Below are 16,247 nucleotides of genomic sequence, written 5' to 3'. Positions count from 1 at the left end.
ACAGGGTGATGGGGAAGGCTGTCTCATGGCAGAGGTGCGCGTCCCGTTTCTCCTCGGGCACGCCGAGATTGCCTTCCTCTTCCACGTGGAGCGGCAGACATCCCAACGGTGGCGGACTGCGGGCACGCTCGACGAGCCCGATCTGATCGCGTCGGGCAATCCGTACTGGCTGCTGAGCACGGTCATGCGTCTCGATGGCGAAGGCGATCGCAAAGCCGACCGAGAACGGCTAGCGACGTACAAGGCTGGTACCCCGCTGGGCTACGACCTGGAGGACAAGGAGCACCTCCCGGTCGTCGTCGGCATCCAGGAGGCAGCACGCGTCCTCGGTCAGGACGCGCAGGCCGTGTCTCGGTGGCGGAACCGGCACAAGATCGCCGAGGCCGACCTGCTCGTCTCCGGCTCGCCGCTCTGGCTCCTCGACACGATCCTGGACGACGCGCGACAGCGGCAGCGCCCCATCGTGGCCTTCGAAGTCGCCGCGCTCCGTACAGGACAGCGCGCTCCTCAAAAGCCCCGGGGCCGAAGGCCGAGCACCCCCGAGGCGAGCCCGCCCCGACAGCCACCACCTCCCGCACAGACCTTCACCAGCGCTGAACATATCGCCGCAGCCGAGTTTCTGGCGTCCGCCCTGGCCCAGGGATATTCCGTCACCATCAAGCCCCGGCCGTAGCTCATCACCGCATCCGCCCCCTGCCGACCCACGCCCTCGTTGACCTCTGTGTTCGCCAACAGCAGTGAGAGAAACACTTGCTTTGGTCAGATCCGATCCATACTGTCTCTCATATGTCGATCTTGCAGCAGCCCTCCGGAGCCCATCACGTCGGTCCCACAGACCTCCCCTTTCGAGCCGCCTCCAGCGAGCCCAACCGCCCTCCCATGAAGGTCGTTTCCTACGGAGGCGGAGTTCAGAGCACGGCCCTTCTCGTGCTTGCCGCTCGCGGAGAGATCGACTTCCGCACCTTCCTGTTCGCGAACGTCGGGGACGACAGCGAGCATCCAGCGACGCTCGCGTACGTCCGTGAGATCGCCATCCCGTATGCCGTACGGGCGGGGCTGGACATCCACGTGCTCAAGCGGCGCCGACGCGACGGGGCCACGGAAACGCTCATGCAACGGCTGAACCGGCCAGACACACGGTCGATCCCCATTCCGGTCCGCATGGCCAACGGCGCTCCTGGCCGCCGCAACTGCACCGCCGACTTCAAGATCAAGGTGGTCGGGCGGTGGCTTCGGGAGCATGGCGCCACCGCGGAGGACCCGGCGGCGGTCGGCATCGGCATTTCGGTCGACGAAATCCATCGTGCCAACCGTCGGCGGAGGGAAGCCCACGAGGTCATCGAATACCCCCTCCTCGATCTCGGGCTGCGCCGGGACGATTGCGAGCGCATAATCGCCGAGGCCGGCCTGCCGGTACCGCCCAAGAGCTCCTGCTTCTTCTGCCCCTTCCGCACCGTCGGCGCCTGGCGCCACCAGCGTCGGCACGAGCCGGAGTTGTTCGCTCAGTCGGTCCGGCTGGAGGAGACGATCAACCGACGGCGGGCCGCACTCGGGCGGGATGCCGTGTATCTCACGAGGTATGGGATCCCGCTCACTCAAGCCATCCCCGATGAGAGCCCGGGGGAAGGCGACGCCGATGAGGATGAGGGGGCATGCGACTCCGGCTGGTGCATGACCTGACACGTGCCGAGCAGGCCACGACGGGTGGGCCCGAAGCCACGGCTTCGGGCCCACCCGTCGTTTGCCCCTGGGCTGCCGACATGATCGCTACGGGGCACTGCAGGTGGCGGAGTCAGAGCTCAGGTGGCTCACCCGGCTGAAGGTGGAGAACCGCGAGGTACTCGCCGTAGGGCATCTCTTCATCCACCCAGCGGCTGCCGCCCGTGGCGCCGGGAATCCACATGCCGTCGAGAAGGTACTTGTCGTCGAAGACGGCGACGCGGTCCTCCGTCACCGCTGCCGCCATCAGCAGCTGCATCCCCAGCAGCAGCACCGTGGAGGCTTCCTTGACCGCGCAGACCTCGGCGTGCCCCGTGGGAAAGACCTTCCCGTCCGCGTCGCTGCCCGGCTCGGGGACGGACACACAGCCCCGGACGGCCATCTCGTGCAGGGCAATCGCCTGAGTCACCGCCGCCGCCATCGACGTGCCGGCACCCGACACACCGTCCGGCGCATGCGTCCGCAGATGGTCGGCGACCGCGTGCGCGTGGACAGGCCATGCGCCGACGTGGTGGTGCAGCTTCTCCTCAGCGGCTTCGACCGCCAGCCCAGGCTCTCCGGTGTCCGGATACAGCAGCCGGACGAATCCTTCGAGTGCTGCGCGCAGGTAGCCGAGACGGACCTGGTGCTGCTGCCACTCCTCCATCATCTCGGTCCAGACGGCGTCGAAGTCGAGGCCCGCCGAGCACATACCGCCGTCGTCATACGACATGTCGAACGCCACCGTGCGCAGCCCCTGCGCGAGGCGCAGCCACTTGTAGGCCGTATCCCAGCTGTTCTGCGCCCCGGGGACTCCGGAGACGGCGGAGGCGTGCTCCACCCAGTCGGTGAGTTCACGGACGTGGTCCTCGGGCTCGGACAGCGCGAGGGTGGACAGCGTGCGGTATGAGGGCAGACAGAGGCCCTCCATCCGGGTAGTGGTCATGAGTGGAGCGTGGCACACGGCACTGACAACCGCTCCGGTGCCGAGAGCCGATGCGACGCTCAGGTGCTGATGGTGCGACGTACGAGCCGGTGACCGCGCAACTCCCGCTCGCAGCGAACGAGTTCACGCTCCCAGCCCTCTTCCGTGCCGATCAGGTGCGGACTCTCGTAGAGGCCGGCGCGAACCTCGGCCTCCGTAAGCCTCCGGTACTTGGGTGCGTCGGGATCATCCTCAGCAAGGAACTCGTGCTTACGGTGCAGCAAAGGACGGTTGGTGGAGTCCGCGTACGAGGTGAAGGAGGACTTGAGGGTCTTCAGGTCGACGGCGTACGAGGCCGCAATCCGCGGGTGGGGATCCGTGTCGAACTCGGGGTAGTCGAGCCAGCTGACACCGCGGCCCTGATGGCGGAGCTTGACGACGGACCACTCGCCAGGGCGGCCGGCAGCGATGCTCGCGCACTGTTCATACAGGCGCAGCACGGCCGGGATCCGGTGGAGCGCACGGCGGTGCACGTACAGGGCGGTTGCGGTGAACTTGCCGGCGATCGATCCGTTCATCGCCCGACGGACGTATGCATCGTCACGCAGCTTGAACAGCAGCCGATCCGCTCGCTGGCACGCCTCGGTGTACGAAGGGAAGAAGGCGCGGATGTCCAGTTGAACCGGCAGGGGCAGACTGGTTACCGGACCGCGGCCGTGAAACAGCTCCAGCGCGAGGAACAGCAGAGTGTCGAGGGCTCCACGCTCGGCGCTCCGCTCAACCTTCACGAGGTCGGCTTCCTGCTCGGCAAGGCGCTTGAGCTCAGCAGGACGCAGGTGGCCGAGGAGGCTGATGATGGGCTGCGGCATTTCCTCCAGCTGAGGCATCCTGCCGCGCTGTTCGAGATGATCGACGACCGAGGTGATCGCCGAGGCGGTGTCCTCGGACGCCAGCCATCCCCCTTCGGGGGCGACCTGGCGGGCCAGGTAACTCAAGCGTGCCGCATCGTCCTTGAACGCGTAAACGATGCCGGGCGCCGCCGACACGCAGCGGACACCAGTGGCTTCCTCGACGTAGTCGCGAAGCTCGCCGGCGGCATAGAGGTGCTGGAAGGTGCGGCGTTGGGTGAGGATGCCGTCGCCGTACTCGGTGCCTTTGATCTGGTTGCGCTCCCACCTCAACCGCGCGGACACCACGAGCACCGACTTGGCGAGGTCCCAGGCCCGTAGGAGCGTCTCGCGTCGTTCGGCGGGATTCTCAATGACGTTCAGGACATAAGTGAGAAGGACCACCTCGGCTGGCTCACGACGCCCGTCCGGAAAGTGCACCGGGTCCCACCCCGCGGCATCGAGGCCGAGGTGCTGCAATGCCCGTACATCGCCGCCGCGTCCGCACCCGTAATCCAGTACTCCCGTCTCGGGTTCCAGCTGGAGGTCGCCGACGGCGCGGCGGGCTGGCAGCGAGAGGCCGATTCGGCCGATCGCGGTCTGATGCCTCTGGCTGCTCCACAGCTGCTGTGTCATTGGCGTCCCCTGATTCCACGGACAGGCCAGCATGCGACAGCACCGAACCTTAACGGACACCCGATCCGGTGACCCGGCTTACGCGGAGTCGCCCCCGATCTGACCTCGAACGAAAGGATCGGGCCCCCGCGCGACGCCCAGGAGTGCGCAGCGAACAGAAGGAAGGGCAGGGACCTGCGTGACCGCCCGCCTCTGGGTGGTGGCAACTGCCCCGCACAGCGTCGAGAATCAGGTTCATGCCCCAGAACCCCGACGAGACCACCTATCGCAGGGTCACCATCGATTACGGCCGCGCAACTTTCGCTGAGAACGACCAGTGGCCAACGGGAAGACGGCAGACACCTCCCCAGCAGTGGCTGGATGCCGGCCCCGAGGTGGATCTACGCGAGGTCATGGATCCACAGGCCGGCGGAGCCCACCACAGCGATGGCCTCCTGCGGCGGGCTGCGCACGCGCTGCTCGTCTCCGGGGATCAGTTCTCATTGTGGGTGTTCCTACACAGCCAGGACGGCCAGCCGTGGGTTCTCGACCGCTACGGCGTCACCGGACGCAGCGTTGGCAATCAGCCGCTTGGGCCACTCGCCGACCTGCAGGTGTACGCAACCGATCCGTACGGCCGCTACGAAGGCAAGTCCCACGGTATCTGTGTGCACGAGAAGTACCTCACCTCTGAACACGCCCTGCTCACTCTTCGCGAGTTTGTCCCGCTCTACCTCCAAGACCCAGGACATGGCGACTGGACCGGTTCGGGCTGGTGCAGCAAGTGCGCTGGCTACGCAATTCGCCGGTTGAGCCAGGAGCAGTTCGCCCATTACTGGGCGAGCGTGCAGGCGGCTGATGCAGCCTGGCGCAGTCGGGGCCGCTAGCCACATCACTGTGCCCCAGCCGGGAAGCCAGAATTCCTGCGTCGCCTCACGCTTGGGCCGTAAGGGCGGCTGCAATATAGCGGGGGATCCCCGGTTACCGAAACCGGGGATCCGCCGAATACTTGTAGATCCACCGCCACTCCCTGACCGCCCCGTCGAAAGGCAGCGCCACGACGATCCACAACTTCACCCGTGAAACGCACATGGCCACCCGGGCCATTGCTCTTTCACGCCGCGGCGTAGCTGAGCCGGAACAGGTCCTGGGCGCGCTCCAGGTCGCGTTCGGTGCGCAGTTGCACCTCCAGGTCTCCCGTGCCGTGGTGGCCGAGCCCCGTCACGTCCCGGGTGTAACCGGGTACGAGGTCGACCACCTTCGGATCGGCCTTCAGGTAGACCAGCACCTTGGTCTGCTGGGGCGGGATCAGGCAGGCGAAGTTCCGCAGCCGCTGATAGGCGGCGTACTGCTTGCGCTGGACCCGGGTAACACCGTCCCCGAGGCCGAGAAGCACCTCGTCGGCAGCGGCGGCCAGCTCGGCCATGGCCCCCGTCTGCGCCCGGGGCGCTTCCGGCACGGCCGCGCGCCGGCGCACCCGCCTGCCCGCAGACGCCCTTCCGGCGGCGGAGGCCACGGTCTCAAGACCGATGTGCTCGTTGCCGAAATACCGGTAGCGGACCAGGTCGATGCTGCGATGGTGCTCGTGTACGGCATGGGCGTCGTAGCGGGTGAAGTCGCCGGCGACGCAGATCAGCCTGGGTGCGCTCCAGAGGACCTGGGCTGCGGCCGGCACCCCGAGCCGGTCGCGGACCAGGCCCTCGAAAGCGCTCCGGTGCGCGGTGAGCCAGGCCATGTAGTAGAGGCCCTGGTTGATCACGCCTGCGTCGGTACCGCGCTTGTACTCCACGACCACCGGGGCGCCATTCTCGTCGATCCCGAGCGAGTCGATCCGTCCGCCGTCGACGCAGTCGATCACGTACTCGCTCGCGAGGAACCGCACCCCCAGCATCGTCTCCATGTGCGCCTCGATGAGGCTCTGCACGTCGGCCTCGACGTCAGCAAGACGCGGCGGGACCTCGGTCACGCCGCTTTTCGTGTTGAACAGCTTCAGGCCCGACACCGTCCCCTCCCGATCTCTGCAGTGCCGAGGCCAAACACGCCGGGCTGCGGGATTATTTCCAGGCGTCGCCAGCGCATCCTTGCGGGACACACGGGACGCGGCATACTGGACATGATGGGCGAACATGGAGATTTCCAAATCGCGGGACATGTGCGGGACGGCGCCACTAACGAGGCGTCAGATAGCGCTCTGACCAGCGAAAACGCCTGGGAGAGCAACGGCCTCCGGAGCCGTGTGCGCAGGTTCGAATCCTGCCGGGGGCACTTCGCCTCAACCAGCACGATGATGCGGTTGACCAGCGCAGATGCCACGCATGAAGAGCGGGAACCAGTCTCACTGGGTCCCGCTCTTTGTCGTTGTTACGCATCGATCGCGATAGACCTGCGATAGAGCCAGGGGCGATGCTCACAGGCGGAGACCTTCGCGCGCCGAACCGCACAGAGCAGAGCCCAACAGCAGGAGACGTCGACATGCACTCCTGCGCTACGGCAGGATTGGCTGGTGGCTAACTTCCGTAGGGCTATCTCGCATTCATCCGTCAAAGCTGCGTTCGGACTCGCCGGAGGCAGGTGCGCCTTCCCCGGATGCCGTACCCCAACTCTTGATGACGGAGTGCCACTTCTAGAGATTGCCCATATCTCATCAGCGTCGCTGCGCTATTCAGCTGCCGCAAGCGCCTCTGGAGTTGACAGCCTCGACAACATTATCGTTCTTTGCCCGAGCCACCATGCGCAAGTCGACATGGAACCCGAGAAATATTCCGTCGAGGTCCTCACTCAGATGCGCAATGCGCACATAGCGAGAGTGAGGAAGGCATTCGATCAACCAGAATCAAAGCCTGAGACGTCACACCCTTCCACCGAGGCTCCCAAAGAAGCCAAGAAAACAGCCGAAAATCGCCTCGCTGAAATCCTTGAAATCTGGGACACGAACAAATGGAATGGAAGCGAAGAGTATTGGCAGCAACTCTTCAGTGAACGCCCCGAAGCCTTCTGTCTGATCCTCGAAGGGACAGCCTACAACTTGCGCAGCAAGTGCTATGTCGGCGGGAAATCGATCGATAACACGGGCGGCAACGTACTTGACTTCCTTGCCCAGTACAGAGGAAATGTCGCCCTAGTTGAAATCAAGACGCCTAAGACAAAGCTTCTCGGGTCGCAAAGATATAGAGGTAACGTCTACGCCCCGTCTGGAGAACTCGCAGGATCAACTGTTCAAGTTCTAGAGTATCGGCACAGCCTGATCTCCAACTTTCCAGGGCTCGCCTTTCAAACTCCAGGTCTTCGAGCAGCTCACCCAGCAGGTGTGGTAATCATCGGAAACCTAGAGGAAGAAGAAATGAACGAAGACCAGCTCAGATCATTCGAACTTTACCGTTCCTCCTTCAGGGACCTACGGATTATTACATACAATGAGCTATTTGATAGGCTGCGGAATTTGGTTGAATATCTTAGCGAATGACGCAGCCCAGACAACTGACTGTCCAGGCTGCATCTCCGGCAGGTTTCAGCTATCCCATCCCAGCTCCATTTCTATCTTCGCATTCATGATCTCTTCCTGGCCGTAGATGCATCCCTCGTAGACACGGTGGATAACCTCCGGCGAATTACCCACCCGCCGCGCAACCTCGGCCACCGGCACGCCGGCGTTTAGCCACGTCGTAATGCACGTATGCCGCAGGTCATAGGGTCGCCCACCGAGAATCGACGTCTGAAGGTCCGGCGGGAGCCCGTACTCCCGAGCGTCCCTCCACACGCGCCAGTAGGTACTGCTGCCCACGAGACCGCCCCGCTCGTTCGTGAAGAGCCGCCCATCCTTGGCCGTGCCGAACTCCTTCAGGTGGGCGCGCAGTATGGCCACGAGCGGCGGGGGAATCGGAACCGGCCGGTCTTCCTTGGCCTCCCTCGACTTCAAGCCGCGCTTGTCGTGGCGCTCTCCACTGTCTGTCCACTGCTTGCCAGACACGGGGTGCGTGTCGTGGAGCGTAAGAACGCCCCACCCCTTCTCTGGGAGGAAGCAATCAGCCTTTCTGAGGCCCACGGCCTCACTCGGACGGAGCCCCGCGAAGTACATGACCGCGTAGAAGCCCACCAGGCGCCGGCCCTTCTTGCGATCCCATGTCCCAACGTACGAGACCGACGCGAGGAGTTGAGCAGCCTGAGTCTTGTTCACAAGAACACGGGGATCCACACGGTCCGAGGAGGAGCTCTTCACCTTCTTGAGGACGGTAAGTGGGTTCTCCGTCAGAAGCTTGCGCTCGATGGCGTATTCAACCGCCGTGTTGAGCGCGCGCCGACGACGACGGGAGGTCTCCCCCGCCGCGGGAGTGCCATCCAGTTTGAAGGAGATCCGATACTGAACGTCGCGGAGAATCTTCGGGTCTTCCAGCGAGGAGACGAGAAGCGATTTCTTGGAGATCCACCCGTAGGCGTCTTCAAGTTCCTGCGGCGGGTCGAGTTCGGCGTTCTTGGGAATGACCGCCCACCGGAAGGCAAGGCGCAGCTCTTCCGGTGACGGCATCTTCTGTTCCTGCTCCACCAGGGCCAGCGTCACCGCTGCGAGCCCGTCGGCGATTCCCTCACGGGTCTTGGCCGCAGCGGTCGGCCAGCGCATCGCCATGTACTCGCGGCAGAATGCGAACCAGGGAAGTTCCTCGCGGACTTGCTCCGCAGTGGCCTCGGCCCGTACCTCGGATTCAGGCAGACCATCGGCGATGCGGAATGCCTCGCCGCGACGCATTGCCTGCCAAAGCTCAGATCTGCGGCTCTCTGCGAGAGCCACCGCGGCGAAGGTGGCGCTACTGACCTTCCCTCCGACCTTCCAACGAAGTTGGTAGGGACGGGTCTTGCTCTGCGCCTTGGACACTTTCCACAGGCGCACATCGAGCGAAAACCCGTCCGGGGCCGAGCGGTTGTTCTGCTCGGCCCCGTTGTCGGTGTCCTCCGTCACGCGGTCTCCTCCAGCGTCTGGAGCCACCGACTCAGTTCGGACCGGCGGATGCGCACTGCGCCGTTCGGGAGCTTGATGGATTTCGGTCCCTTCTTGTACTGCCGCCAGCGGTAGAACGTCGCTCGCGGTACGCCTATTTCTTCGATCACTTCGGGGATGGTCAGCATCTCGTCGCGGGGCTTGGCCACGACTCCTCCTTGGGCGAGAGAGCAAGGGAAGGTGGTGGGACCAGCCGAGAGCCGCCACAGAAACCACGAAAACCACAGAAACCCTGGATTGGCGGGCTGACCTGCGGTGATGCCCCGTGGCGGGAGCTGCCACAGAAATCGCGGAAAGTTCCACAGAAATAGGCGGTCGGACCGGTGGGGGCCGGTACCGGGCTATTTCTGTGGCTTCTCGGTTCGTTTCTGTGGCAGCACTCCACAAGCCCCTGGCAAGGACGTCTGTGCTGGTCAGAGGCTTGCCGGGGGTATTTCTGTGATTCTGTGGTTTCTGTGGCGGGGGTCAGGCGGTCGGGTCGGTCAGGCGGGGGTGGATGAGGTAGCGGGGCGAGGGCGGCCGGCCGCGTCCTCCGGTGCGCTGGACGGCTTGGGCCCGCACGTAGCCGTGGTCTTCCAGCAGGGCCAACACCGGATCGAGGTCGTTGGCGGTGCGGAACTCGGAGCGGGAGAGCTTGACCATCAGGTCCCGCTTGCTGACCTCACGCCACCCATGGGCGTGGAGCACTTCCAGCACGGTGCGGGCCCGCTCGACGATGCGGTCGGCGCCCATGGAGTCGAACGCGGCGAGGCTGTGGCTGATGAAGTACTCCGCCAGCGTGATCGCGTCGCGCATGGTTGCTTCCGCCACGGGCACCGTGTGCCCCTTGGTGAGGTGTTCGGCGAGGTGGAGCAGGGCGGCCATGCGGGCGGTGGCGCCGACCAGCTTGCCGCCCCAATCGCCGATCTGGCCCATGATGCCGCCGCGGGCTTCCAGCATCGGTTCCACCCGTGCCTGAAAGGCTTTCAGGGCGGCGACCGCCTCGGGGGTGAGCTGGATGAGGGCCGGATCGGTCCACTCGGCGAGGAACAGCGTCAGGTCGAGGACGTGGCGCCGGTAGGTCTCCATCACCTGCTCGGGGATGGGGTCCGGCTCGATCTTGCGGCGGCCGACCAGCGACTCGGGTACCGAGTAGAGGAACCTGCCGAGCAGGCCGCGGCCCTTGAACCCGTCCTGGCGCCCGATGTCGTCCAAGACCTGCGGTTGGACGCACAAGCCCATGGTGAGGGCGGGGTGTTCGATGTATTCCTCTCGGGTCTGCCGGTCGACCTTGAGGCGGTCTCCGGCGTGGCCTTTGAGGAAGACGCCCATGTTGGGCTTGCCGGAGTAGCGTCCGGCGATGATGTCGAAGATGTCGCCCTCCGCGGACATGACGGAGATCCGGCCGCCCTGCTCGGCCATGCGGGAGGTGACGGTCTCGGCGGTGGTGTCATCGGCGAGCAACTGCGGTTTGGCCGGCACGGTGACGCTGTCTGCGGTCTGCGCCAGCGCGATCGCCGTGGCCACCAACTGATCCCGTTCGTCCGCGCTCGCGGATGCTGCTTTGGCGGTGGCCTTGTCGGCCGCCTCTTTGGCGAGGCGGGCGGTCATCTCGGCTTCCACGATGGCCGGTTGGGTCAGTGTGCGGAGCTGCTGTTCGGCCTCGTACAGCGGGTCGGTGAGCAGGCCGAACACGGCGGACTTGCGGTTGGCGGGCGGCAGCGAGACGACGACGTAGAGGTTGGTGGGCTCGCGCCAGTGTCCGCGCACCTGCACCACTGCCCTGCCGCCCGCCGCGGTGGCGAGCACGGACAGGGCGATGCATCCGGCGAGGTCGACGGGGGTCTGTGTCTCCTCGGCGACCGCGGCCACAAATTCCCGCAGCCACCCCGGAAAGGAGGCGGTGGGGAAGGGCGCGAGCTTGCGGGGTCCGGCGAGGGGAACGGGGTCCTCCCACACGGGGGCGGGCGGCTCGTCAAGGGTGGGCAGTCCGGCCCACAGGTCGGTGCTGTCCACAGGCTGTGCGGTCATGAGGCTGCGCTCCCTTCGGTGGGATCGCCGGTGTGCGGGTCAGGACCAAGTGCAGTGCGGACGCCTTCGGCGACGTTCCTTCGGCCGCCTACGGTGGCCCGCTGTGCGGCTTGCGTGGCGTTATGAGGCAGTTTCAGGGGATTGAAGGGCTTATAGGTCATGCGGCGCCCCTCTCGGCCGCGCTGAGCCCGTTGGCGACCGCGCGGCGGGCGTAGGGCTCGGGGACACCGACCGAGACGGCCGCGGCCACGATCTCCGCCCCGATCACGTCTAGTCCGCACGGGCCAGGGCAGGCAGTGTGCTGGGCGGCGAGGAACCGGGCCACGCCGAACGCCTGTGATCCGGCACCGGATTCGACGCGGGAGCGCACGAGGGTCAGGCCGCGTTCCAAGCCGGTGCGGACGTAGCCATCTGTGTGGCGGCATCCGGTGGCCACCGCGCGGTCCCAGGTGGCGCGCTCGGGGAGGGAAGAGACCACCTCCCCGCGGGCGGGGGTGGTCTCTTCCTTCATGACGAGCGCGGCGACGGACGTCGACATCCGCGTCATGATGCCGACGCCGGGTCCGAGCCAGCGGGCGTAGGCCATGAGCGACTTGATATCGACACCCGGACGGACCGCGTTGTGTGACCCCATGACGCCCTGGTAGAGCCAGTGCTGACCGCGCGTCGTCGCTACGGTTCGGGTGGCGGGGAGGGTCTCGCGGGCCCAGGCGACGGCCGCCGCGTTGTCGAGGTCAACCACGGTCAGCCCTGCCCCGCCGGGGTGGTAGCCGACGCACACGGCCCGCCCCCACGCGGCCAGCCACAGCGGGGAGGTGATGACGGTGCGGTCGGTAGTCGCGGCAGCCCACGCGTGGCAGGGGGCGGGGCAGCGGCAGGTGCCCGCGCGCTTCATGTTCGGCCGCCCGCCGCAGGCGTTCTTGGCGCACGCGCGGCAGTTGCCGAACGGCACCTTCCCGTCCCGCAGCGGCAGCACCGGCACACCGGCCGCCGCGAGGTACAGCGCGGTGCGCAGATGGTTGCTGTCCTGGTGATCCACGCCGCGGGGGCGCGGGGTCTTGCGGGCAGGTGTCATGCTGGAGGTCTCCTGTTTCTGTCGAAGGGACGGAGAACCGGGGCGGTCGCGGTCTTTGGCGAGAGGCGACCGCCCCAGCCACAGCTACTGCTCGGCGGTGAGCGAGTGGGCGTACTGCTGGCGGACGTAAGCGCGCGGGTCGTAGAACGGGCCCACCCGGTCCATGTCCAGCAAGAACACGGCCGCCGCGTCGGCGGTCTCGGTGGCGTCACTGAACAGATCGTGGGGTTCATCCAGGAGCGCGATGCGGTCCAGCAGCGCGGCCTTGCGCAGGTAGAACTCCCGATCCAGCTCGGTGAAGCACTCGGCGTCAGCGAGAGTGCGCGCCACCCAGCCGATCTCGCTGTTGATGCTGGGGGCGCTGGCGTACGCCTCCTCGGGGGTGGGCCAGGATGCGGCGGGCTCTGCGTCGGCGGGCTTGTACTCGGCGCGGGCGTAGAGGCGGTTCCGCTTGCGGTCACGGGAGGGGTAGACACTCACGGTGCCGGTTGTGAACGTGCGGTCCAGCGCGGCGACGATCGGTTCGGTGTCGGCGGGGTCGCAGATGATGCGGATCTCGAACATGGCCTACTGCTCCTTGCTGGTCTCAATGGCGGGCAGGTGCGGCAGACCCGCGGACTCGACGGCCCGAGGGTCGAAGCCGGGCAGCGTGGCGCGGGTGACGAGTGCCTGGGCGAGCTGTTCGGCATAGGCGGTACCGGCGCGGGCCACCTCGATCTGTGTCGTGGCGCGCAGGGCCTCGACGCGCTCGATGTGGGCGTGTTCCTCGCGCCGCTCGGTCATGTCCCGCTCATGGGCGACGGTCTCGCGGCGGTCGGTGCGCCAGTAGCGGGCGGCGAGCCCGTAGGCGCCGGCGGTGGCCAGGGACCACAGCAGCAGGGGCAGCGGCAGTCCGTCGGCGTATCCGGCCACGCCTGCGAAGGCGAGCGCGCCGGAGGCGGCGAACGCGGTTCCGACGAGGGTGCTGTCTCCGGTGTGGCTGCCCGCGGCCACGCCCGCGGCGGCGGCCCCGGCGGACAGGACGGTCATCAGCGCGGCGTTGCCGACGGAGTGTTCGGCGCCGTTGGCGTTCCAGATGCGGGCCAGCGCGAGCACGGTCGTTGTGGCGATGGCGGGTGCGGCCTTGGGCGCAGCGATGGCCAGCCAGTGCCGGGCGACGATGGGTTCGTTCATGGCTGGTCTCCTAGATCTTGCTAAGGGCGTGGACGACGGCGGCGGTCAGCTCGTTCACCGGCTCGGAGGCGCCGGTGGAGGCGAGGTAGAAGCCGAACATCACGGCGACGAACGCGGAGCCGTAGCCGAGGCTGTTGGAGCGCAGCAGGAAGAACAGGACCAGGCCGAACAGGGCGACCAGGGAGACGGTGACGGCCATCGGTTATCCCTTCGCAGGAGGTGTCTTGGCGGGGGTGTCGCTGCCGTCGCGGTAGACGTGCAGCCAGAGGTTGTAGAGGTGGCGGCCGACGCGTATGCGCTTGCCGAGGCCCTTGCAGCGGCGGCAGTCCTTGCCGCGCTTCATGCGGCCCTTGCGGTCGGTCTTCATCGCGAAGCCGAAGCCGCGGCACTTGCGGCAGTCGCCGTACGGGCTCGCCCGGCACAGACTCACGTAACCGAGAGTGACTGCGAGCAGGCAGGCGCCAGCAAGGAGAAGGGGGGGCATGGGGTGCCTTCCAGGCGGGATTTCCGGCGTTCTCGCAGGTCGGGTGCTAGGTGCGAGGTTGCTGATCAGAGCCGGTATGGGGTGCTAGTGGGGGTGCTAGGTCTAGCAACGGAGGCTGCTAGACCTAGCACCCATACGGGGTCAGCCCCCGGACCGCTTTCCGTCACGCTGGGTGATGGCGGTGGTGATGTCGGCGCGGGCGATGCCGCGGCGGGTGGTGCCTTTGCCCTTGTCGGTGGTGCCCCACACGTCCTGCGCGGTGATGCCGTGCGGGCGCAGGTTCGTGGTCACCGTCTCGGCTTTCCAGCCGCCGTAGATCTCCGGCCGCAGCGTGGCCAGGCGGGCGGCCACCTTCTCGTTCCACACCTTGTCCTCATCGGCCGGCACGACCCTGAGGATGTCGGCGAGCAGGTCGAAGGCGGGCTCACCGCTCTCGGGGCTCTCGCCGATGGCGTGGCCAGTGATGTTGCCGTAGGCCTCGCGCATCTGGCGGGCGCGGGCGACCACCTGTTCGGCTCCGACCGCGTCGACGAACGCGGACGCGACGATGCGGGGGTCGTCGCCCTCACCGGCCATCCAGCAAATGCCGCGGTCGGAGCGGGAGAACATGGTGGCCCGGTATCCGGCCTTGTACATCGACGTACCGAGCACCATGTCGTTGGCGGGCTGCCCCATGACCTTCAGGCAGAACCGCAGCACGGCGTTGGCTGAGATGCCGGTGGGCAGCGACTTCGCGTCCGGGCGCTGCGTGCCGAACAGCGTCACCATGCCCAGCGCCGGACCGCGCTTGCCCAGGTCAGTGGCGATTTCCTCGATTTCCGCGCCGTACTTCTCATGCTCGAACGGCACCTGACACTCATCGAATCCGGCGACGATCGGGTGCAGACCGAGCGCCTTGTCGTTGGCCAGCTCCGGGGTGACCTTCGACTCGGGGCAGCGGGAGCGCGGCAGGGACTTGATGACCTTCGCCCGCCGGCGCAGCTCCGCCCGCAGCTCCCGCAGCGATTCGAGGACGTAGAGGATGTCTTCGTCCTCGTCTCCGGCCCGGTAGCGGTGGCAGACCGGCTCCAGGGCGCCGAAGTCGCCGGTGCCCTTGAAGTCGAACGCGTACAGCGCGGCGCGCGGGTCCAGTGCGGCGATGAGCAGGAACAGCCGCATCAGGAACGTCTTGCCCATGCGCGGGATGGAGCCGACGACGACCGAGGCGAACATCAACGTCACGGACACGTCGCCCATGCGCTGGTCGTTGCCGAACACGACCGGCCTGAACAGGTCCACGCTGCCCGACTTCAGCAGCGGCCAGGCGGGCTTGGTGGTCTCGTTCATGGGCTTGTCGCCCACCCACAGGATCAGCCGCCCCTCGTGCTCGGTCGGGTCGGCCGACGGCCACACGCAACCGACCTTGCGGCGCAGCCCGGAGGCGAGCGGCTTGCGGGCCTCCATGATGTCCTCCGGGGTCACCCCCCAGGGAAGGTCCAAGTCGGCGCGGTAGCCGGGACCATCGCGGGTGATCTCGGAGGTGAAGCGCATCCCGTTCATGTCGCCGCCCTTCTTGATGGCGGCGGTCAGCTTCGGGTTGCCGATGTTGTCCAGCGCGCGCAGCACGATCGGACCGGTGAGCTTCTGGATCTCGGTCTTCAGCACCGCGGGCCCGATCACGGGATGATCCTGCGGGGAACCCCAGAACCCGCACGCCAGCACCGCGGCGCAGGCCAGCACCCCCAGCCAGCCAGGGGCCATGACGTACAGGGTCAGCGCGAACGCGGCGCCGAAGACCAGCGCCAGCGTGGTGACCAGCACCCGCAGCCGCACCCGTCCGTCCCGCTGCCGCGACAGCTTCAGGTACTCGGCGGTGTTCTCCCTGCGCACCTCGTACTCGCGCAGCGGGGCACCCTCCGCATCCCACACCCACCGGTTGGTATCCCGCACGAAACGGGCCGCACCGCGCGGCGCGTTGAGCGTGAGCTGGAGGGCGTACCAGGGGGTGCGGATGCCGTGGAAGGCGGTGGCGTAGAAGGCGTTGCTTGCCGCCCGCTGCGTGGTGGCCACGAACCCAGGCTTGGAGGTCAGCCACGTCGGCAGGATCGGCCGACGCTTATAGGTGGTGATACCCGGCGCCGGAAGGTCGGGCCGGTCGACCGGTCGGGCAACCGAGTCGGCCGACTCCTCATCGTCCAAGTCGGCCGACTCGGTCGGGCGGGAGTCGGGTACCGGGTCGGGGGTCGGTGCGGCCGACCCGGTGCGGGCGGATCGGGCCTTGTCGAGGTCGACTACCTCGCCCCCCAAGTCGGGGCGGGAGTCGGCATTCATCTCGGCTTCGAGCCGGTTGAACAGTTCGTTGTCGTCGGGCTGGTTCACTGAGAGTCCTTCCACTTCCGGGTGTGAGGAAT

16 protein-coding genes and 1 pseudogene are annotated in these 16,247 nt (G+C 66.8%); 5 read left to right on the top strand and 12 right to left on the bottom strand.

The features are described 5' to 3' along the window. Positions 1 to 25 precede the first annotated feature (25 nt). Together ACWC1K_RS25965 and ACWC1K_RS25960 are read left to right on the top strand one after the other, a co-directional pair. Complete coding sequence (locus ACWC1K_RS25965; RefSeq protein ID WP_450834649.1) at positions 26 to 673, top strand: hypothetical protein; 648 nt, start codon at positions 26 to 28, stop codon at positions 671 to 673. Positions 674 to 879: 206 nt separating this feature from the next. After that, on the top strand, positions 880 to 1,680 hold the full coding sequence (locus ACWC1K_RS25960) for a phosphoadenosine phosphosulfate reductase (RefSeq protein WP_450834787.1): 801 nt from the start codon (positions 880 to 882) through the stop codon (positions 1,678 to 1,680). A gap of 112 nt (positions 1,681 to 1,792) precedes the next feature. Here ACWC1K_RS25960 and ACWC1K_RS25955 read toward each other — a convergent pair whose 3' ends face one another. Beyond that, positions 1,793 to 2,644 carry a hypothetical protein gene (locus ACWC1K_RS25955; RefSeq protein WP_450834647.1) on the bottom strand — a complete coding sequence of 284 codons (852 nt, stop codon included), beginning with the start codon at positions 2,642 to 2,644 and terminating at the stop codon, positions 1,793 to 1,795. A 59-nt stretch (positions 2,645 to 2,703) separates the two neighbouring features. Next, complete coding sequence (locus ACWC1K_RS25950) at positions 2,704 to 4,146, bottom strand: DNA phosphorothioation-associated putative methyltransferase (RefSeq protein WP_389082415.1); 1,443 nt, start codon at positions 4,144 to 4,146, stop codon at positions 2,704 to 2,706. A gap of 236 nt (positions 4,147 to 4,382) precedes the next feature. Here ACWC1K_RS25950 and ACWC1K_RS25945 point away from each other — a divergent pair, with 236 nt between their 5' ends. Continuing rightward, the gene (locus tag ACWC1K_RS25945; RefSeq protein ID WP_450834644.1) at positions 4,383 to 5,012 is read left to right on the top strand and encodes a hypothetical protein; all 630 of its coding nucleotides are present in this window, start codon (positions 4,383 to 4,385) and stop codon (positions 5,010 to 5,012) included. Between the two features lie 227 nt (positions 5,013 to 5,239). On the opposite strand, the gene ACWC1K_RS25940 is transcribed toward ACWC1K_RS25945, so the two are convergent. Further along, the gene (locus tag ACWC1K_RS25940) at positions 5,240 to 6,127 is read right to left on the bottom strand and encodes a DUF5655 domain-containing protein (RefSeq protein ID WP_450834642.1); all 888 of its coding nucleotides are present in this window, start codon (positions 6,125 to 6,127) and stop codon (positions 5,240 to 5,242) included. Between the two features lie 501 nt (positions 6,128 to 6,628). On the opposite strand from ACWC1K_RS25940, the pseudogene ACWC1K_RS25935 reads away from it, so the two are divergent. Both ACWC1K_RS25935 and ACWC1K_RS25930 read left to right on the top strand, forming a co-directional pair. Next, a pseudogene (locus ACWC1K_RS25935) lies at positions 6,629 to 6,850 on the top strand (HNH endonuclease); the annotation flags it as partial. Positions 6,851 to 6,868: 18 nt separating this feature from the next. Next, positions 6,869 to 7,588, top strand: a complete 720-nt coding sequence (locus tag ACWC1K_RS25930) for a Shedu immune nuclease family protein (protein WP_450834785.1) — start codon at positions 6,869 to 6,871, stop codon at positions 7,586 to 7,588. A gap of 45 nt (positions 7,589 to 7,633) precedes the next feature. Here ACWC1K_RS25930 and ACWC1K_RS25925 read toward each other — a convergent pair whose 3' ends face one another. The 9 genes from ACWC1K_RS25925 to ACWC1K_RS25885 all read right to left on the bottom strand — a co-directional run bounded on the left by ACWC1K_RS25925 (position 7,634) and on the right by ACWC1K_RS25885 (position 16,215). Next, on the bottom strand, positions 7,634 to 9,076 hold the full coding sequence (locus ACWC1K_RS25925) for a tyrosine-type recombinase/integrase (RefSeq protein ID WP_450834641.1): 1,443 nt from the start codon (positions 9,074 to 9,076) through the stop codon (positions 7,634 to 7,636). Beyond that, complete coding sequence (locus ACWC1K_RS25920; protein WP_055615198.1) at positions 9,073 to 9,264, bottom strand: helix-turn-helix transcriptional regulator; 192 nt, start codon at positions 9,262 to 9,264, stop codon at positions 9,073 to 9,075. The genes ACWC1K_RS25925 and ACWC1K_RS25920 overlap by 4 nt, the downstream gene beginning before the upstream one ends. 316 nt (positions 9,265 to 9,580) lie before the next feature. Next, the gene (locus ACWC1K_RS25915; protein ID WP_450834639.1) at positions 9,581 to 11,125 is read right to left on the bottom strand and encodes a YfjI family protein; all 1,545 of its coding nucleotides are present in this window, start codon (positions 11,123 to 11,125) and stop codon (positions 9,581 to 9,583) included. A 157-nt stretch (positions 11,126 to 11,282) separates the two neighbouring features. Next, a complete protein-coding gene (locus ACWC1K_RS25910; protein WP_450834637.1) occupies positions 11,283 to 12,200 on the bottom strand; it encodes a bifunctional DNA primase/polymerase in 918 nt (305 codons plus the stop codon). 84 nt (positions 12,201 to 12,284) lie between these two features. Further along, complete coding sequence (locus tag ACWC1K_RS25905) at positions 12,285 to 12,764, bottom strand: hypothetical protein (protein ID WP_450834635.1); 480 nt, start codon at positions 12,762 to 12,764, stop codon at positions 12,285 to 12,287. 3 nt (positions 12,765 to 12,767) lie between these two features. Beyond that, a complete protein-coding gene (locus ACWC1K_RS25900) occupies positions 12,768 to 13,373 on the bottom strand; it encodes a hypothetical protein (RefSeq protein WP_450834633.1) in 606 nt (201 codons plus the stop codon). A gap of 10 nt (positions 13,374 to 13,383) precedes the next feature. Beyond that, the gene (locus ACWC1K_RS25895; RefSeq protein WP_228623559.1) at positions 13,384 to 13,572 is read right to left on the bottom strand and encodes a hypothetical protein; all 189 of its coding nucleotides are present in this window, start codon (positions 13,570 to 13,572) and stop codon (positions 13,384 to 13,386) included. Between the two features lie 3 nt (positions 13,573 to 13,575). Beyond that, the gene (locus ACWC1K_RS25890; RefSeq protein ID WP_450834631.1) at positions 13,576 to 13,857 is read right to left on the bottom strand and encodes a hypothetical protein; all 282 of its coding nucleotides are present in this window, start codon (positions 13,855 to 13,857) and stop codon (positions 13,576 to 13,578) included. A gap of 141 nt (positions 13,858 to 13,998) precedes the next feature. Continuing rightward, on the bottom strand, positions 13,999 to 16,215 hold the full coding sequence (locus tag ACWC1K_RS25885) for a cell division protein FtsK (protein ID WP_450834629.1): 2,217 nt from the start codon (positions 16,213 to 16,215) through the stop codon (positions 13,999 to 14,001). Positions 16,216 to 16,247 lie beyond the last annotated feature (32 nt).

The sequence above is a fragment of the Streptomyces sp. NPDC001492 genome, from assembly GCF_053597275.1.
The sequence above is the reverse complement of the archived record's forward strand: the minus strand, read 5'-3'. Positions and strand labels throughout refer to the sequence as shown.